Genomic DNA, 16,522 nt, shown 5'->3' with positions numbered 1-16,522 from the left:
ATAAGAGGAGCGCTAAATGAAAAATTCAGAAGCATTAAAAAAAGATTTAGATAGAATTGATGGAAAAAGCTATAGGCTTTATAAGGATTTAGAGGGCGAATACGATTTTGGAAATTATACACTTTGCATAGATCATGTTCAAGGTGACCCTTTTGCATCACCATCAAGAGTTAGAGTAATAGTAAATCAGAATATTGCTAAATTTCCAAAGGAACTTTTTGATAATAAAATCAAAAATATTGCAGTAGCAGACTACTTAACAAGAGAATTTTATTCTAGTATAAATAAGTGCTGCGTAAAAGTTTTTGGGTCCGGAAAGAGTGGATTATTAGCTATAAGCAAATGTCCACAGGAGATATTAAATAGAACTTCAATAATTATAGATGAGGATAAAATAGAAGCAAGATTTTATGTTGGGTTTCCGGCAAGGGGAAGAAGCGTTTTATCAAGAGAGCTTGAGAAGATTTTGTATAATGTTATACCAAGCATTGTAGAAAAAACTTTAATATATAAAAACATTAATAGCGAAAAATTAATAAATAGAGTAAAGCTAGTAGAAGATCAAGAATATATAAGAGGGGAACTGCAAAATAGAGGATTAGTAGCATTTGTAGCTAATGGATCAATGCTACCTAGAGAAAGTGGCATATCTACAAAAGCATTAAGAGGTGGAACACTATTTATTTCACCAAAGGAATTAGAAGTAGAATTTAATACAGAGAGCCAGGGTATAATTTGCGGAATGGGTATTAAAAAAGGTATAACTCTTATAGTAGGTGGAGGATATCACGGTAAATCCACATTATTAAAAGCATTAGAACTTGGAGTTTATAATCATATTGAAGGTGATGGTAGAGAATTTGTTATAACAGATGGATCAGCTTTAAAAATAAGGGCTGAAGATAGCAGGTGTGTAACTAAAACAGATATATCATTATTTATAAGTAACTTGCCTAATGGGAAGGATACCCTAGAATTTTGCACGGAAAATGCAAGTGGAAGTACATCACAAGCGGCTAGTATTATAGAGGGCATAGAAAGTAGCGCTAAGGTACTTTTAATAGATGAGGATACTTCAGCTACTAATTTTATGATGAGAGATGAATTAATGCAAAAATTAGTTTGCAGGGAAAAGGAACCAATTACACCATTTATTGAAATAGTAAGGCCTCTATATAAGCAAAAGGGTATTTCAACAATAATAGTAGTAGGGAGCTCGGGAGATTTCTTTGATGTAGCAGATTCTGTTGTGCAATTGGATAATTATGAGGCTGTAGATGTAACAGAAAAGGCTAAAAAACTAAGTAAAGGTCATATTATAAAAAGAATTAATGATAGAAATTTAAAAATAGATATTGAATTTAATAGACAAGTTAAAGTTGGAACTATTAAGTCCGGAGAAAAGGGAATTAAAATCAAAACAATAGGACTAGATACATTAAGTATAAATAGAGAAGACATAGATTTAAGGGCCGTGGAACAAATAGTTGATACTGAGCAAATAAATGCTATAGGTTCAATTATGAAATGGGCAGAGGTAAGTATTATGAATAAGAACTTAAACTTTGAAAATATGGTGGACAATATAATTTGTGAAATAGAGAAAAATGGGTTAATATCCATAGAGCGGATAAAAGGTGGAAGTGGAAGTTTAGCTATGCCAAGAAAGCAAGAAATAATGGCTGCATACAATAGATACAGAAACTTAAAAGTATAAAATAGGTATAAAGTAATGAGGGTTAATAATGATTAACCCTCACTGTTAATTTCAAGCATTGTTTTAATTTCGTATACATTATATGAAACATTTTAGACATGCATCTTTTTTATGACCTAAAGAATTCAAAAAACCGTCTATGCTTATATATCCCAAGCTATTTACACAAACAAAGTCACGTATTGACTCTAAGGTCATATTAGAACCTATAAGTTCTTTTTTACTGGAAGTATCAATTCCTAAGTGGCAGGGAGATTTTATTATAGGCGAAGCTAGTCTATAATGAATTTCTTTTGCACCTGCTTCTTTAAGCAGAGAGACAATCTTTTTACAGGTTGTGCCCCTTACCATGGAATCATCTATAACTACCACTTTTTTACCTCTAATGTTTTCTTTGATAATATTTAATTTCAAAGATACTGCCTCTTCTCTTTTAGCTTGAGATGGTTTTATAAAGCTTCGTCCTATAAAATTATTTTTTGCAAAGCCTAAAGTATAAGGTATTGAGGAAGCTTTAGAATATCCTAAAGCAGCGCAGGTGCCAGAGTCAGGTACTCCTATTACAATATCAGCATCAGCGGGACATTCTTTAAATAAAAGCTCACCAGCTTTGAATCTAGAGTTATAAACACTAACGCCGTCAATTTTACTATCTATTCTGGCAAAGTATATATATTCAAAAGCGCAGGTGCTACATATAGCGTTTTTTATAAAACTTATTGTTTCTATTCCGCTATTATCAATCCTAATTATCTCTCCAGGAGCAACATCTCTTATAAATTCGTAACCAAGAATATCTAAAACGCAACTTTCAGAGGATACAATATAACTGTCCCTAAGCTTTCCTATGCATAAGGGTCTTATGCCATGGCAGTCTCGCATAGCAAATAACTTGTCCTTTGTAAGCAGAACAACAGCATATCCACCTTCAATATGTTTTGATATAATTTCTAAGGTGTTTTCTATAGAAGAATTATAATGCTTTTCAATAAGTTTTAAAATAACCTCAGAATCCGTAGAAGTATTAAATTTCAATCCACAGTTTTCAAGGGACTTTTTTAGTTTAACTACATTTGTAAGATTACCATTATGTGCTAGCGCTATTTGACCAAAGGAATATTCATCTAAAATAGGTTGAGCATTCACAGCAGTACTTTCGCCAAAGGTAGAATATCGTACATGACCAATGGCTGAAAAACCATTTATATTATTGAAGTTATTCTTGGAGAATACTTCATTTACAAGCCCCATGTCCTTATGACAAATGATGGTACGACCATCTGTATATGTTAAGCCACAGCTTTCTTGGCCACGATGTTGAAGTGAATTAAGTGCAGAATAAAGTATAGAAGACAAATTGATTTCTTCATTAGAAAATACACCTACTATTCCACATTCCTCTTTATATTTATCAGCATCATTAATTTGCATTTTATCACTTCCTTTTAATACCTAACTTGCATTTGTTGCATCTATACAAATTCCATTATCTTATCAACATATTGTTTTGTTACAGTATAAGGGTCCTTCGCTTGCATTATAGTAGACATAATTGCGGCGCCACCTGCACCTGATTGCATAACCTTAAGAATGTTTTCCGGTTTTATTCCACCTAAGGCAATTACAGGAATAGTAACATTCTGCTTAATAGTTTTAATAAGCTCGATGCCTCTAGGTGGAAGACCTTTTTTACAATCTGTTTGGAATATATGACCTAATAATAAATAATCAGCACCGCGTTTTTCGGCTTCTATTGCTTCGTAAAGGCTGTGAACGGAAACTCCAATAATACCCTTAAAGGATAACTTTGTTTCAATAAATTTTTCAAAGCTTAAGTGGAAGCCAAAGGCTTCCACTTCCTTTGCTACTTTTAAATTACTATTTATTATTAGCTTTACATCTCTGCTATCTATAACTTTCTTGACTTTTTTAGCCATGGTTAAAAGCTCAGCGTAAGATAAATCTTTTTCACGAAGAATAATAGCAGATATACCGCCATTTATAGCTTCATCAATAATATTATAAAAATCCTTATTATTAGCTAGGTTTCTATTGGTTATTAGAAATAGCATATTAGTTGTCTTCTCTTAAAATGTTGATATCTTTTCCTTGCATTATTTTATTCATATTTCTCACAGCACACATTTTCCCACACATAGTACAGCTATTCTCATGTTCAGGAGTAGATTCTTTTCTATATCTTCTAGCTTTTTCTGGGTCAATTGAAAGCTGGAAGGTTTTCTCCCAATCAAGTTCTTGTCTTGCTTTAGCCATTTCATTATCCCAACCCCTAGCACCGGGAATATTTTTAGCTATATCACCAGCATGAGCAGCTATCTTTGCAGCAATGATACCTTCTTTAACATCTTCAAGCATTGGTAATCTTAGATGCTCAGCTGGAGTTACGTAACACAAGAAATCAGCTCCACAACTTGCAGCTAATGCTCCACCAATGGCACTTGTGATGTGGTCGTAGCCTGGTGCTATATCTGTAACTATAGGTCCGAGTACATAAAAGGGAGCACCATGACAAAGTTTCTTTTCAAGGAGCATATTTGCTTTAATTTCATTTAATGCCATATGACCTGGTCCTTCTATGATAACTTGTACATTTCTAGCCCAAGCTCTTAGGGCAAGTTCTCCCAGTGTCATTAATTCTTTGATTTGACAAGCATCAGTAGAATCACTTATACAGCCTGGTCTGCATGCATCTCCTAGACTTAAGGTTAAATCATATTTTTCACATATATCTAATAACTCATCGAAATATTCGTAAAAAGGATTTTCCTTATTGTTAAGTTCCATCCATGCATAAAGAAGGGAACCACCTCTTGAAACAATGTTCATAAGTCGTTTATTTCTTTTAAATACATTAGCAGTTTCAAGGTTTATACCTGCGTGAATAGTTACAAAATCCACACCATCCTTTGCATGCTTTTCTACAACATCTAAAAATTCTTTTGCAGTAATGTCCTTTAATTCTTTATCATAAAAACCTACAGCATCATATATTGGCACAGTACCTATCATAGCAGAGGAGCATGTAACAAGCCTTTGTCTGAATTCTTTAGTTTTTCCAAAGGAGCTTAAGTCCATTATAGCCTCAGCTTTCATGTCTAAAGCTAGTTGTACTTTTTTCATTTCTTCATCAATATCATAGCAATCCTTTGATATACCTAAATTTACATTTATTTTTGTTTTTAAGCCTTCTCCTACGCCTTCTGGGTCTAGGGATTTATGATTCTTATTTGCAGGTATAACAATTTTACCTTGTGACATAAGCTTTTTTAAAAGTTCTAAATCCATATTTTCCTTTTTAGCCACTATTTCCATTTCCTTTGTAGTAAAGCCTTTTTTTGCAGCATCCATTTGAGTTGTATATATCATTTTAAAATCTCCTTTACTATTTAGTTTTTTTAATACTCAGTATATTTTATTTAATATTTTATGAACCTTTTAATGCTGAATTTAAAGTGCCATCCAATCCTTAAAAATAGGTTGATAGTTTTTAGCGAGTATAGCCTTCTTAACTTCGTCTACAGTTCGATCATCACTTATTTCAAATTGACTCTCACCAGAGGAGGATGATGATGTATGGCCTCCAACTTCTGTAGATACACCAGCAGACATTTTAGTTATTCCCAGGGGAATTAAATTATCTCTAAAGCTCTGGGTTTCTCTTGTAGAAAGTGTTATACCTACACGAGGAAGAAAAATTCTAAGAGCAAGAATTGTTTGAAGCAAATTTTTATCTTCTACAAAACATAGATCATTAAAACTTCCTACATGAGGTCTTATCCTAGGAGTGGAAATACTAACTTCCATCTCCGCATATTTATTTTGAAGATATTCTGCATGTAGTGCCGTATAGAAGGCGTCCGATCTCCAATCAGCAAGACCTAGCAGTGCGCCAATATTAATGCTTCTAATTTTGGCAATGCAGCCTCTTTCAGGTGCATCTAATCTAAACTTGTAATCTTTCTTTGGGCCTTTAATATGAACTTTGTCATAAATACACTCATCATAAGTTTCTTGAAATAGGGTTAGACCATCTACACCAGCCTCAACGACTTTTATATATTCATCTGTAGTTAAGGGATATATTTCTATTGAAATTGAATCAAAGTATTTCTTTAAAATCTTTACAGCATCAACTATATAAGATACAGGAGCTTCTGTGCTACTTTCACCGGTTAGTACAAGGATGTGTTTAAGCCCCGAAGACGCAATAGCCTTTGCTTCTTCTTCAATTTCTTTCATAGTTAAGGTTTTTCTCTTTATTTTATTTTCTACATTATAGCTACAGTAGGCACATTTATTAACACAATAATTTGATATATATAAGGGGGTAAATAGCAAAATTGTTTTTCCAAAATGCTGCAGTGATAATTCATGAGCCTTTTGTGCTATTTTTTCCATATGTTTTTCGGCAGTTGGCGAAATCAGTGCTAAAAAATCCTGTTTTGAAATCTTATCTTTATTAAGAATATTTAAAATATCTTCATCTGTTATTTGTTTAAAGAAATCCTCAAAGTCAATATTTTTATGCTTTGCATAACAATCATAAAAACTCATTATTTATCACCTTCATGTAAGAATCCAGTTAGAGGAGAAGAGGCTACAGCTAAACTATTTTGAGAGCCAAGCTTTGCAATATACGCAAGTCTTCCAGCTTTTACTGCAAGTGAAAAGGCTTCAGCCATTTGCACTGGATTATTTGAGGTTGCTATAGCAGTATTAACAAGTACTGCAGCAGCTCCCATTTCCATTGCCTCTGCTGCCTGTGAGGGTCTTCCTATACCAGCATCAACGATTATTGGAAGAGATATTTCGTCTATTAGTATTTGTATTAATTCCTTAGTTCTTATTCCGCGGTTAGTGCCTATTGGGGAACCAAGAGGCATCACCGCAGCGGCGCCAGCTTCAACTAATCTTTTTGCACTCATTAAGTCAGGACTCATATAAGGAAGCACCACAAAACCTTCTCTTGCAAGAATCTCAGTTGCTTTTATGGTTTCATAGTTATCAGGTAATAGATATTTGTTATCTGATATAACTTCAATCTTAATCCAGTTACCACAGCCCATGGATTTTGCAAGGTGAGCTATTCTAACTGCTTCTTCTGCATTTCTAGCTCCAGAAGTATTGGGTAACAATATACAATTTTTAGGTATATACTCTAAAATATTTTCTTCTTTAGATGATAAGTTAACTCTTCTAATTGCCATAGTAACTATTTCAGTACCACAAATTTCAATAACTTTAGGTACTATAGCATTATTACTGAACTTACCTGTACCTATTAATAGTCTGCTTTTAAGCTCTACACCAGCGATTATTAGATTGTCCATAATATACACTCCCTTTATATAAAATAAATTTAAATATCATTTTCTCCTAAAATAAGTCTAAGGACCATGTTAGCTTGGTGATTTGCTACTATATTTACTCTAGGTGCAAAAGGCGTGTAGCCTAGATCAATATCAGAAAATTCATCACCAGCTAGATAAAAATTATTTCGTATTTTTCTTGTTTTTATTGAGTTACTTGAAAAATATCCTGCCATACCAGAGCCAGCCACTATAGGTTTATCAGGCATTTTAAGCAAAGTAGTATTAACTAATGTAGCTTTGCTTTGAGAATTATCAAAGGCTTCAACTATGATATCTACATCCTTAAATAATTGTTCTATATTAGTTTCATCCACAAATATATTTGTGATTTCAAGCTCTATATCAGGATTAATATCATTCAATACTTCTTTTAAGGCTTCAGTTTTATACATTCCAATATGCCTTAAAAAGTATTGCTGCCTATTTAAATTGCTTTTATCAACTTTATCAAAATCAACAAGTACAAGTTTGCCTATACCTATTCTTGTTAAAGATACTGCCACATTTGAACCAAGACCACCAAGTCCAGCAATACCAACCACAGCATTTTTAAGTTTTTCTGAAATTTCATCCATAGGAATCATGTTAATATTGTCCATATCTAACCTCCTCCTACAAAGCTTACTACTTCAATGATATCTGCCTTATAAAGTTTATGATTTTCATAGTTTTCTTTTGGTATGATTTCATAGTTTACTTCTATAACTACTTTTTCGGAAGATAGATTTAAATGAGTAAGTAGGGTAGTTATAGTTATGCCATTTTCAAAGATCATTTCAGTGCCATTGATAATCATGATTTTACCTCCTAAAAAGAATATTATGGAAATAAAAAATACAAGCCCATAGAGAGCTTGCAATAAAAATACAAATGCGCTCCCTACGTTGGAATTACCCAAATCAGGTTATGAGGGTCAGAGATAACATCTCTTTCTCAGCTTATGAAGGCACATTTTTCATGTGACAAGTAAGCTCCCCTTGCTTTAGGCATCTCCATAAAATAACTAGTGGTGATTACTTGTTATTTTATGGAGATGTCTAATTATTAAATTTTAAATATAAACTAAAAAAAGCTTTACCATATGGTAAAGCTTTTTACAAAGACATACTATAAAGACTAATTATAATAATCATCGCAAATAACTTTCCTACGGTAGTTTTAGCTACATCAGGTTCAGAGAGTTAGGTTAATATAAACCTTCTCAGCCAAATTGGCACCCCTAGTTAATTATATTTATTTTTCATGTGAACAATAACCAAAATATTACTTCGTGTTCATTATAGTACTGAAATATTATTCTGTAAAGGTTTTTTTGCAGTTTATTATTTGACAGATGCCACGTGGGTGGCACCTTTGGTTTATTTCATATATTAGTTAGTTTTCTTCGATTGCATCATTTATTTTTGTTAAAGGGAGTTTAATTGTAAAAATAGTTCCCTTGCCAACCTCAGTTTTCACATCAAGCTCACCTTTGTGTTTGTTTACAATTATGTCGTGAGATATACTAAGGCCTAAACCAGTTCCTTTTCCTACGTCCTTTGTAGTGAAAAAAGGATTAAAAATTTTATTTAATAAATCTTTTTTTATTCCTGGTCCATTATCTTCAATAGAAGTATATGTATAATTATCATCGCAAGTAGTTTTAATAGTAATATTGCCCTTTTGGTCTTTGTTATACTCTTTAATTGCTTGTATTGAGTTAATTATCAGATTTAATATTACTTGTTCAATTTGGCCCCTATTACAATATATATCTGGTGAGTCGCCATATATTTTTTCTATGGTTATGGAATATTTCCATTCATTTTTTATTACAAGAAGTGTTTCATCAATAATATCATTAACATTATAATAATTATATTCATCTTCATTATCGGTTCTTGCAAAATTTCTTAGACTTTTAACAATTTTACTTACTTTTTGAATTCCATCTCTAGAATCATTCATCAAATCATCAATATCCTCAAGTATAAAATCAATATTTAATAAGCTTTCATTTTCTTTAATCTTATTTATATCATTTGTTAATTCTTCATTATGTGAACTTTTAGCTATATTATCTATTAAATCGCGATATTCAACTAAAATAGTTTTTAATGACTTAAGAAATTTACCTAGTGTTTCATGATTACTGGATATATAACCTAATGGATTATTTATTTCATGGGCAACACCTGCTGCAAGTTCACCTATGGCAGAGAGTTTTTCTTTTTGAATTAGTTGAAATTGCATTTCTTTTAATTTAAGTGTTGTGCTTTTCAATGAATTGTTTTTTGCCTCAAGCATTCTAAAAGCATCCTTAAGAGCTAATTGATTACTTTTTAATTTTATAGCAGCTTTTAATCTTGCTGTAAATTCTATAGCTTCAATAGGCTTATTAATAAACTCATTAGCACCTAGTTCAAAACTCTTCCTTAAATATTCCTTATCAGTTAATGAAGTGAACATTATTATTATTATATCCCTATATTTAGGATTTGATCTTAAATGCGCTAATACCTCCAGACCAGTCATATTAGGCATAATAATATCCAACATAATAATATCAATTTCTTCAGAGTCTACTATTTTAAGGGCGTTACTACCGGAAGTACATGCTTCAATTTCACAATTTATTTTATTCTCTTCAAAAGCTTTTTTTGCCTGTTCAATATTAAATTTTGAATCATCAACAATTAATATCTTCATAGTACCCTCCTATGATTATTTAAAATTTATCGCAATTAATAGTAAATATAATTTTTTTTTCGATTTTACTGTGAATAATTTTACCTTTTAAAATAGAACTTAATTCATTTAAAAAGTACGTTACAAGGTTGATTTCTGTATTATCATATTCTTCTTTTTTACTTAAATCTAAGATTATACTTATTGCGGATTCATTTAATAAGGTAACTGAGAACTCTTCTTCTTTAAAATTCCTTAATACATGACTAAATAAATCTTTTGATATATAAACTAATAAACTATAATTCCCATAGTATTTAAGATCATCTATGCATATAATTTTATTGTTTTCACTTAAAGTTTTATTAAGATCTTCAGTTAGTTGTGTTAAATTATAAGCTTGATATTTAGAGGGCATTGTATTAAGGTAACCAAAATATATGTCGTATATAATTTTAATATAGTGTTCTATTTCATTAAAAGTAATATTAAGTTTAGAATTGTCAGTTATAATGAGGTTAATCATCTTGAACATTATATTATTGATATTTTTGATATTTTCAATGTCAATTTTATTATTCAGAACTATATCATTATTTGTTTTTAAAATATGGTTATATGCATGACTTTTGTCTTCTAAAAAGCTCTTTAATTGATCACTAGCCTTTTTAAGATTATAATACTCTATGCCCTCTCTTATTGCAGGGAGGAAATCTTCATCTACATTCCATGGTTTAGTTATAAATTTAAATACACCCACTCCATTTACTGTGGCAAGTATTTGTCCGAGCTGTGCATATCCAGATAAAACTATTCTTATAGTATCAGGATATTTTTCTTTTATGATTTTTAAAAGTTTTAATCCGTCCATTACAGGCATTCGCATATCTGTAACAATAACACTGATAGTGTTATTTTCCATAACTTCTAAAGCTTTTTCACCACTAGTAGCAAGATAGCTTTTAAATTTCTCAGTTATAACTGCTCTTTTAATTGAGCTTAATACGTTTACTTCATCATCTACAAAAAGTACATTGTTATATTCCATTCATATCCACCTCACTTTTAATATGCTCAATAAATTCTTCAAACTCTGATTTTTTAATATTCAAACAATTAAAAGCATTATCATCTAAAAGTGAATAATTTTCTAAATTTAACAATTTGAGTGAATAGTAATCAGCAATATGAATAGTGCAAGTTAGCTCAAGATTTATATTACTAGCATTTAAAGGGCTATGATGGTATAAGGCTGATTCTACAATAGAATTAGGTATACCCCACCAATTTAAAAGATATGCACCAATTTCTTCATGAGATACGCCTAAGCGCTCCTTCTCAGCTTGACTAAATGGTATCTTCCTTTTAGTAATATCATTAAGCACATTCTCGTATTCTATAGGGAAATTTTTAAAGAGAATAATTTTTCCTATATCGTGCATAAGGCCTGCTGATGCATCTTTATCTAGTAATTTCTTTTTGAGTAAATCCTTGTATATTTTAACCATGATTTGATTTGTCAGACTAGAATGGGCCCAAAGTAATTCTTTTTCTTTTAATTTAGTAGGAACTAAATTAAAAATTTCTGATGTCAGAATTATATTTTTAATGTTTACCAAGCCTAAATTCATAATTGCTTTTTTTACTGATCCTGTTTTTGCTCCAAAATAGGCACAATTAGCTACCTGCAGTATTTTACTTGAAATAGCAGGATCCTCTTGTATAGTTGATGAAATCTCTTCTACATCAGCATCTCTAGCTATAAGCTTATTCAAATTTATATATAATCCAGGCAAAGTAGGCAAGGTATCAAAGGAATTTACAATATCTAATAAATTTTCATTTTTTAATAGTTCCTGGGTCTTAAAAATTTCATCGATAGCTATTTTAAACTTTTCATCCTCCCAAGGTTTTAAAAAATAGGCTCTTGCCAAGTTATTTTTTATAGCGCTAAATATCAAATTCTCTTCAGCATAACCACTTAATATTACCCTAATAGTTGAAGGATACAGTAACATGACTTTACTTAAAAGTGCATATCCATCCATCTCAGGCATTTTTAGATCTGAAACAATTAGAACTATAATATTTTTACTTAATATATCTAAAGCTTCTGCGCCACTTTCAGCGTAAAACACGCTATACTGGCTACCTAGAAACATTCGCCTAATAGCTTTTAAAATAGGTTTCTCATCATCCACAAATAAGATAGATTTATCCATATAATCACCTCTTGTTAGAATATTTGATATTTAGTACTTACATTAATTATCGGAATGTTTATACAATTCTTTAATTTTAAATTTTCAATCTATTTCTGCGAAATGAGAAAATTTAGTTCCACTTGTCACGGAGGTGGCATTCTTGCTATTATTACTTAATTGAGAGATTTTGTATGTTTCATGTGTATTACTATATGAGAGGTGTTTAAAGATGATAGATAAATTGGTGAATCTAATAAAAGCTGTGAATATTAAATTCACAGCTTTTATTACAAATAGTGTATATAGTGTTATTTAATTATGAGAATTCTTAGTGAATTCATCAATACAAGTTACAAGCTCTCCTATTTCGGGTTTACTTAGTTGTGCATCTGCACCAACAGAGTTACCCTTATGTTTTAAATCACTAGTAATTAATGAAGAGAATAATATAACTGGCAATTTTTTAAGGATAATATGTTCTTTAATTTTTCTTGTTAGTGTATGGCCATCCATTTGAGGCATTTCAATATCAGTTATAAGTACGTTACAGTCTTCCATGAAATTTTCTTTTTTAAGTTCAACTAAATCAAATAAATAATCTAAAGCTTGCTTTCCATCATCAAATATCTTTAAGTTATTAAATCCAGCTTTAAGAAGAGTATCTTTTAACAATCTTCTAATTAATGGAGAATCATCAGCCAGGACTAGTTTAACATTAGATCTATCTTTATAAGCTATGTCAACAATTTTATCCTCACTAATTCCTGTAGAAGGACTGATATCAGTAACTATTTTTTCGAAATCTAGAAGTAGTATTATTTTATTGCCTAAAACAATATTTCCTATAACTAGTGAATTAACAGATATGTCATCGGGCTTGGTTATTTGTTCCCATTTAATACGATGAACACCTACAATATTATCAATACTAAAGGCAACTTGGATTTTATTGAATTCGCATAGAATAATTTTTGCTTCGATTTCACTTTTATGCTGTTTTTCTAAAACATATTTTAAATCTATTAAGGTTATTATTTTATCTCTATACAGTGTAAGTCCTGCTACGGCAGGATGTGAATCAGGTAGTTTTGTTAAGTTATTTGCATGTATTACCTCTTTAACTTTTATAATATTAATTGCATAATGCTTATTATTTATGACAAATTCTAGTATTTCAACTTCACCAGTTCCAGATTCTAATAGTATATTATTATTATTATTATTCATACTTTCCCTCACTTTCGAATGGTTATAAACATAGGATTTAATAAATTTTTTTAAAAATTGAATTATTTCATAATTTTTTTTAAAGAGATATATATATATTATATATGTCGAACAAAAACTTCACAACTTTACTTTTAAATATATGAATTATGATTTATTGGGTAAGTAGAATTTAAAAATAATAAAACAGAATATAAAAGTGAAATTTTTAAGTTAAATATGGTAAACTGTATAGTATGCAATAAAATATTAACGGCATTAGTAGAGGGTGAAGTTAAATGATATTAAATGGCGGATGGATAGAAACTACAGAAGGCATGCACACATTTATATTGTGGGGCGAGAACGGGCAGACTAAATGTACAAGAAAAGGTAGAACACCTAAAGATGCACTTTCACTATATGAAGAAATGGCTTCAGTCCAAGAGGTGCGTAACAAACTAAATAATTCAGCACTAGAGATTAAATGTGGAAAATATAAATATGATGCAATAAAAAATAAACTTCTTAAAAGGGAAATTAGAGGCATCACATTTAGTGATTTAGATTCATTTCATATAATTTTAAATATAGATAGAAACTGCGCGGATGGAATAGAATTGTCACAGGAATTAAAGTTTTGGATTACCGTTGCAAAATTCACAGCTGAGCTAATTATAAAGCATAAATATTTGCCTTCTTTAAGTATAGATAGGGTTCTTAAAAAAGTAAATTCTAGGTGGAGATGGCATACAAGCGATTCAGAGTATATTGATAAAAAAAAGACACTATGTAGCAATATGCCAACGGAGTGTAAGGCATATTTTCCTTTAGACAATCAAGAATTTAAATATATAAATACAACTAAACTTGTAAGCGATTTTATAGATTCTATGATTGATAGTATGGTGAGATTTAGTTGTAGCGAAATAAACACAGAGCATGATTACTTAAGAGAAGGTTTTATTAGACTAGGAAGTACTTGGATACATTCTCTTTTTTCAAGATTTCCTGAAATACCTATTGATACAAGTGATCAGATTAAAATGCTAAATGAGTATAAAAAATGGATAGAACCATTAAAAATTAAAAAAAATAACTTTAAGTTTCGTACTTGTTTCAAAGTTATGCCACCAATTCGGGGTGAAGAGTGGACAATTGAATATTTGCTTCAAGCAAAGGATGATCTTAGTCTTATGCTACCAGCAAAAATGATTTTTGAAGAATCTTTAGATACCATAACCTATTTAAATAAAAAATTCAATAATCCCCAAGAACGACTTCTAGAGGATCTGGCAGTTGCATCAAAAGTATTTATTCCAATTGAAAGGAGTCTTTATGATGCAGTACCTGTAGAGTGCAAAATATCTACGGAGGAAGCATATTCATTTTTAAGAGAATCAGCCTACTTTTTAAAGGAAAAGGGATTTGGGATTATTGCACCGTCTTGGTGGAAAAAGCCTTCAAAACTTTCAGTTAAATTAAAGGATAAAAATCATAGTACAAATACTAATTTAGCAACAAAGAGTACATTTAATATGGATACTATTCTTGAATATGATTGGAAGCTGGCCCTAGATGGAAATGCCATAAGTGAGAAAGAATTTGATAGGATTTCAAATTTAAAGGTTCCATTTATTCAGTTAAGAGGTGAGTGGGTACAAATTGATATACATCAAATTAAAACACTTTCCAAGATGAAAATCAGCAAAAGTTTAAATGGAAAAATTCCTGTTGGAGAATTATTAAGACTTAATTTAAGTGATGAGGAAATAATTCCTGGAATTAGTGTTGATAATATAGACAATCAAGAAGCTGTGGGGCATTTTTTTGAAAAATTATTTAATCTTAACAGTATAGAGGAAGTTGATATTCCAAAGGGATTTAGTGGTACTCTAAGGGAATATCAAAAAAGAGGTTTTTACTGGTTAACTTTTTTGAGAGATCATGCTATAGGTGCTTGCCTTGCAGATGATATGGGCCTTGGAAAAACGGTACAAAGTATATGTCTTTTGCTTTACGAGCGGGAAAATAAGTTAACGGATAAGCCTACTTTGATAATATGTCCTACTTCTGTTGTGGGAAATTGGGAAAGGGAAATTGAAAAGTTTGCACCTGGACTTAAAACTGCAATCCATCACGGGAATAGTAGGTGGACTTATGAAACTTTTAGTAAGGAAATACACAAAAATGAAGTTGTTATTACAACCTATGCGCTAATAGTAAGGGATAAGAATTTATTTCAAAAGGAAGAATGGGCAGGGATTATATTAGATGAAGCGCAAAATATTAAGAATAGCGCATCCAAACAAACACAGCATATAAAAGCCCTTAAAGCAGAATATAAGGTGGCATTAACAGGAACACCAGTTGAAAATAGACTTTCAGATTTATGGTCTATTATGGACTTTTTAAATAGTGGATATTTGTACAATTGGTCAACCTTTAGACGCGAATTTGCAGTTCCTATTGAGAGGCAGGGAGATCCTGAAAAAAGTAGTAAACTAAGGAAAATAATTTCACCTTTTGTACTACGTAGGCTTAAAACTGATGCAAATATTATTAAAGATTTACCAGAAAAAATTGAAACTAAGGAATATGCACCACTAACAAAGGAACAGGCTACATTATATCAAGCAGTAGTAAATGATTGTTTAAATAAAATTGATAGCTCTGAAGGTATACAGAGGCGAGGGTTAATTATTGCATCTTTAACAAAGTTTAAGCAAATTTGCAACCATCCTGTACAGTTTTTAAAGGACAATGGTGAAATAGAAGGTCGCTCTGGAAAACTTGAAAGGCTACTGGAAATGCTAGAAGTTGTTATAGAAGAAGGCGATAGGTCACTGGTATTCACGCAGTTTGCAGAAATGGGACACATTTTGCAATTAGAATTGGAGAAAAAACTCCATGTAAAAACATTATTTTTACATGGAGGGACTAGTAGAAAGAAAAGAGAAGAATTGATAAATATTTTTCAAGATGACACAGCGGAACCTATGGTGTTTGTATTATCCTTAAAGGCTGGAGGCCTTGGGCTAAATCTTACAAAAGCTAATCATGTTTTCCATTTCGATAGATGGTGGAATCCTGCTGTAGAAAATCAAGCAACAGATAGAGCCTTTAGAATAGGCCAAATTAAGAATGTTCATGTGCATAAATTCATATGTATGGGAACGTTAGAGGAAAAAATAGATGAGATGCTAGAACGGAAACAGGCACTTGCTGAAAGTATAGTTTCCACAAATGAGAACTGGATATCAGAAATGAACAATGATGAACTTAGAGAACTATTTATATTAGATCATGACAACATAGTTGATAGCTAACAATTG

General features: G+C 31.1%; 13 protein-coding genes and 2 riboswitches. Of the genes, 2 read left to right on the top strand and 11 right to left on the bottom strand.

The annotated features are described in order from the left end of the window. Positions 1-16: 16 nt before the first annotated feature. Entirely contained in the window at positions 17-1,717 is a 1,701-nt protein-coding gene (locus Ctaglu_RS15910; RefSeq protein ID WP_125003453.1) for an ABC-ATPase domain-containing protein, read from the top strand. A 78-nt stretch (positions 1,718-1,795) separates the two neighbouring features. Here Ctaglu_RS15910 and purF read toward each other — a convergent pair whose 3' ends face one another. From purF to Ctaglu_RS15855, 11 genes are all read right to left on the bottom strand, one after another. Continuing rightward, the gene (gene purF, locus Ctaglu_RS15905; RefSeq protein ID WP_125003452.1) at positions 1,796-3,148 is read right to left on the bottom strand and encodes an amidophosphoribosyltransferase; all 1,353 of its coding nucleotides are present in this window, start codon (positions 3,146-3,148) and stop codon (positions 1,796-1,798) included. 41 nt (positions 3,149-3,189) lie between these two features. After that, positions 3,190-3,789: a thiamine phosphate synthase gene (thiE, locus tag Ctaglu_RS15900; protein ID WP_125003450.1), complete on the bottom strand. Its 600-nt coding sequence runs from the start codon at positions 3,787-3,789 to the stop codon at positions 3,190-3,192. Position 3,790: 1 nt separating this feature from the next. Continuing rightward, positions 3,791-5,104, bottom strand: a complete 1,314-nt coding sequence (thiC, locus tag Ctaglu_RS15895) for a phosphomethylpyrimidine synthase ThiC (protein ID WP_125003448.1) — start codon at positions 5,102-5,104, stop codon at positions 3,791-3,793. An 81-nt stretch (positions 5,105-5,185) separates the two neighbouring features. Then, positions 5,186-6,292 carry a 2-iminoacetate synthase ThiH gene (thiH, locus tag Ctaglu_RS15890; protein ID WP_125003446.1) on the bottom strand — a complete coding sequence of 369 codons (1,107 nt, stop codon included), beginning with the start codon at positions 6,290-6,292 and terminating at the stop codon, positions 5,186-5,188. Further along, positions 6,292-7,068: a thiazole synthase gene (locus tag Ctaglu_RS15885; protein WP_125003444.1), complete on the bottom strand. Its 777-nt coding sequence runs from the start codon at positions 7,066-7,068 to the stop codon at positions 6,292-6,294. The genes thiH and Ctaglu_RS15885 overlap by 1 nt, the downstream gene beginning before the upstream one ends. A gap of 29 nt (positions 7,069-7,097) precedes the next feature. Further along, positions 7,098-7,709, bottom strand: a complete 612-nt coding sequence (thiF, locus tag Ctaglu_RS15880; protein ID WP_125003442.1) for a sulfur carrier protein ThiS adenylyltransferase ThiF — start codon at positions 7,707-7,709, stop codon at positions 7,098-7,100. Positions 7,710-7,711: 2 nt separating this feature from the next. Next, the gene (gene thiS, locus Ctaglu_RS15875; RefSeq protein ID WP_125003440.1) at positions 7,712-7,906 is read right to left on the bottom strand and encodes a sulfur carrier protein ThiS; all 195 of its coding nucleotides are present in this window, start codon (positions 7,904-7,906) and stop codon (positions 7,712-7,714) included. A gap of 62 nt (positions 7,907-7,968) precedes the next feature. After that, positions 7,969-8,098: riboswitch (TPP riboswitch) on the bottom strand. A 139-nt stretch (positions 8,099-8,237) separates the two neighbouring features. Beyond that, a riboswitch (TPP riboswitch) is annotated at positions 8,238-8,341 on the bottom strand. A 143-nt stretch (positions 8,342-8,484) separates the two neighbouring features. Beyond that, the gene (locus Ctaglu_RS15870) at positions 8,485-9,798 is read right to left on the bottom strand and encodes an ATP-binding protein (RefSeq protein WP_125003438.1); all 1,314 of its coding nucleotides are present in this window, start codon (positions 9,796-9,798) and stop codon (positions 8,485-8,487) included. Positions 9,799-9,817: 19 nt separating this feature from the next. Further along, positions 9,818-10,825, bottom strand: coding sequence for a response regulator (locus tag Ctaglu_RS15865; protein WP_125003437.1), 1,008 nt, complete (start codon positions 10,823-10,825; stop codon positions 9,818-9,820). Beyond that, complete coding sequence (locus Ctaglu_RS15860) at positions 10,815-11,999, bottom strand: HDOD domain-containing protein (protein ID WP_125003435.1); 1,185 nt, start codon at positions 11,997-11,999, stop codon at positions 10,815-10,817. Before Ctaglu_RS15860 ends, Ctaglu_RS15865 begins: the two co-directional genes overlap by 11 nt. 294 nt (positions 12,000-12,293) lie before the next feature. After that, a complete protein-coding gene (locus tag Ctaglu_RS15855; protein WP_125003433.1) occupies positions 12,294-13,208 on the bottom strand; it encodes a chemotaxis protein in 915 nt (304 codons plus the stop codon). Positions 13,209-13,486: 278 nt separating this feature from the next. Here Ctaglu_RS15855 and Ctaglu_RS15850 point away from each other — a divergent pair, with 278 nt between their 5' ends. Then, a complete protein-coding gene (locus Ctaglu_RS15850; protein WP_125003431.1) occupies positions 13,487-16,516 on the top strand; it encodes a DEAD/DEAH box helicase in 3,030 nt (1,009 codons plus the stop codon). The last annotated feature ends 6 nt before the right edge of the window (positions 16,517-16,522 follow it).

Source organism: Clostridium tagluense, from assembly GCF_003865095.1.
Classification (GTDB): Bacteria; Bacillota; Clostridia; order Clostridiales; family Clostridiaceae; genus Clostridium_AD; species Clostridium_AD tagluense.
This window is presented reverse-complemented; position numbering and strand designations above follow the sequence as displayed.

Coding starts and splice junctions, on each gene's coding strand:
- Ctaglu_RS15850 (WP_125003431.1), top strand. CDS start 13,487: ATGATATTAAATGGCGGATGGATAGAAACTACAGAAGGCATGCACACA.
- thiH (WP_125003446.1), bottom strand. CDS start 6,292: ATGAGTTTTTATGATTGTTATGCAAAGCATAAAAATATTGACTTTGAG.
- thiC (WP_125003448.1), bottom strand. CDS start 5,104: ATGATATATACAACTCAAATGGATGCTGCAAAAAAAGGCTTTACTACA.
- Ctaglu_RS15885 (WP_125003444.1), bottom strand. CDS start 7,068: ATGGACAATCTAATAATCGCTGGTGTAGAGCTTAAAAGCAGACTATTA.
- thiE (WP_125003450.1), bottom strand. CDS start 3,789: ATGCTATTTCTAATAACCAATAGAAACCTAGCTAATAATAAGGATTTT.
- purF (WP_125003452.1), bottom strand. CDS start 3,148: ATGCAAATTAATGATGCTGATAAATATAAAGAGGAATGTGGAATAGTA.
- Ctaglu_RS15855 (WP_125003433.1), bottom strand. CDS start 13,208: ATGAATAATAATAATAATAATATACTATTAGAATCTGGAACTGGTGAA.
- thiS (WP_125003440.1), bottom strand. CDS start 7,906: ATGATTATCAATGGCACTGAAATGATCTTTGAAAATGGCATAACTATA.
- thiF (WP_125003442.1), bottom strand. CDS start 7,709: ATGGACAATATTAACATGATTCCTATGGATGAAATTTCAGAAAAACTT.
- Ctaglu_RS15860 (WP_125003435.1), bottom strand. CDS start 11,999: ATGGATAAATCTATCTTATTTGTGGATGATGAGAAACCTATTTTAAAA.
- Ctaglu_RS15910 (WP_125003453.1), top strand. CDS start 17: ATGAAAAATTCAGAAGCATTAAAAAAAGATTTAGATAGAATTGATGGA.
- Ctaglu_RS15865 (WP_125003437.1), bottom strand. CDS start 10,825: ATGGAATATAACAATGTACTTTTTGTAGATGATGAAGTAAACGTATTA.
- Ctaglu_RS15870 (WP_125003438.1), bottom strand. CDS start 9,798: ATGAAGATATTAATTGTTGATGATTCAAAATTTAATATTGAACAGGCA.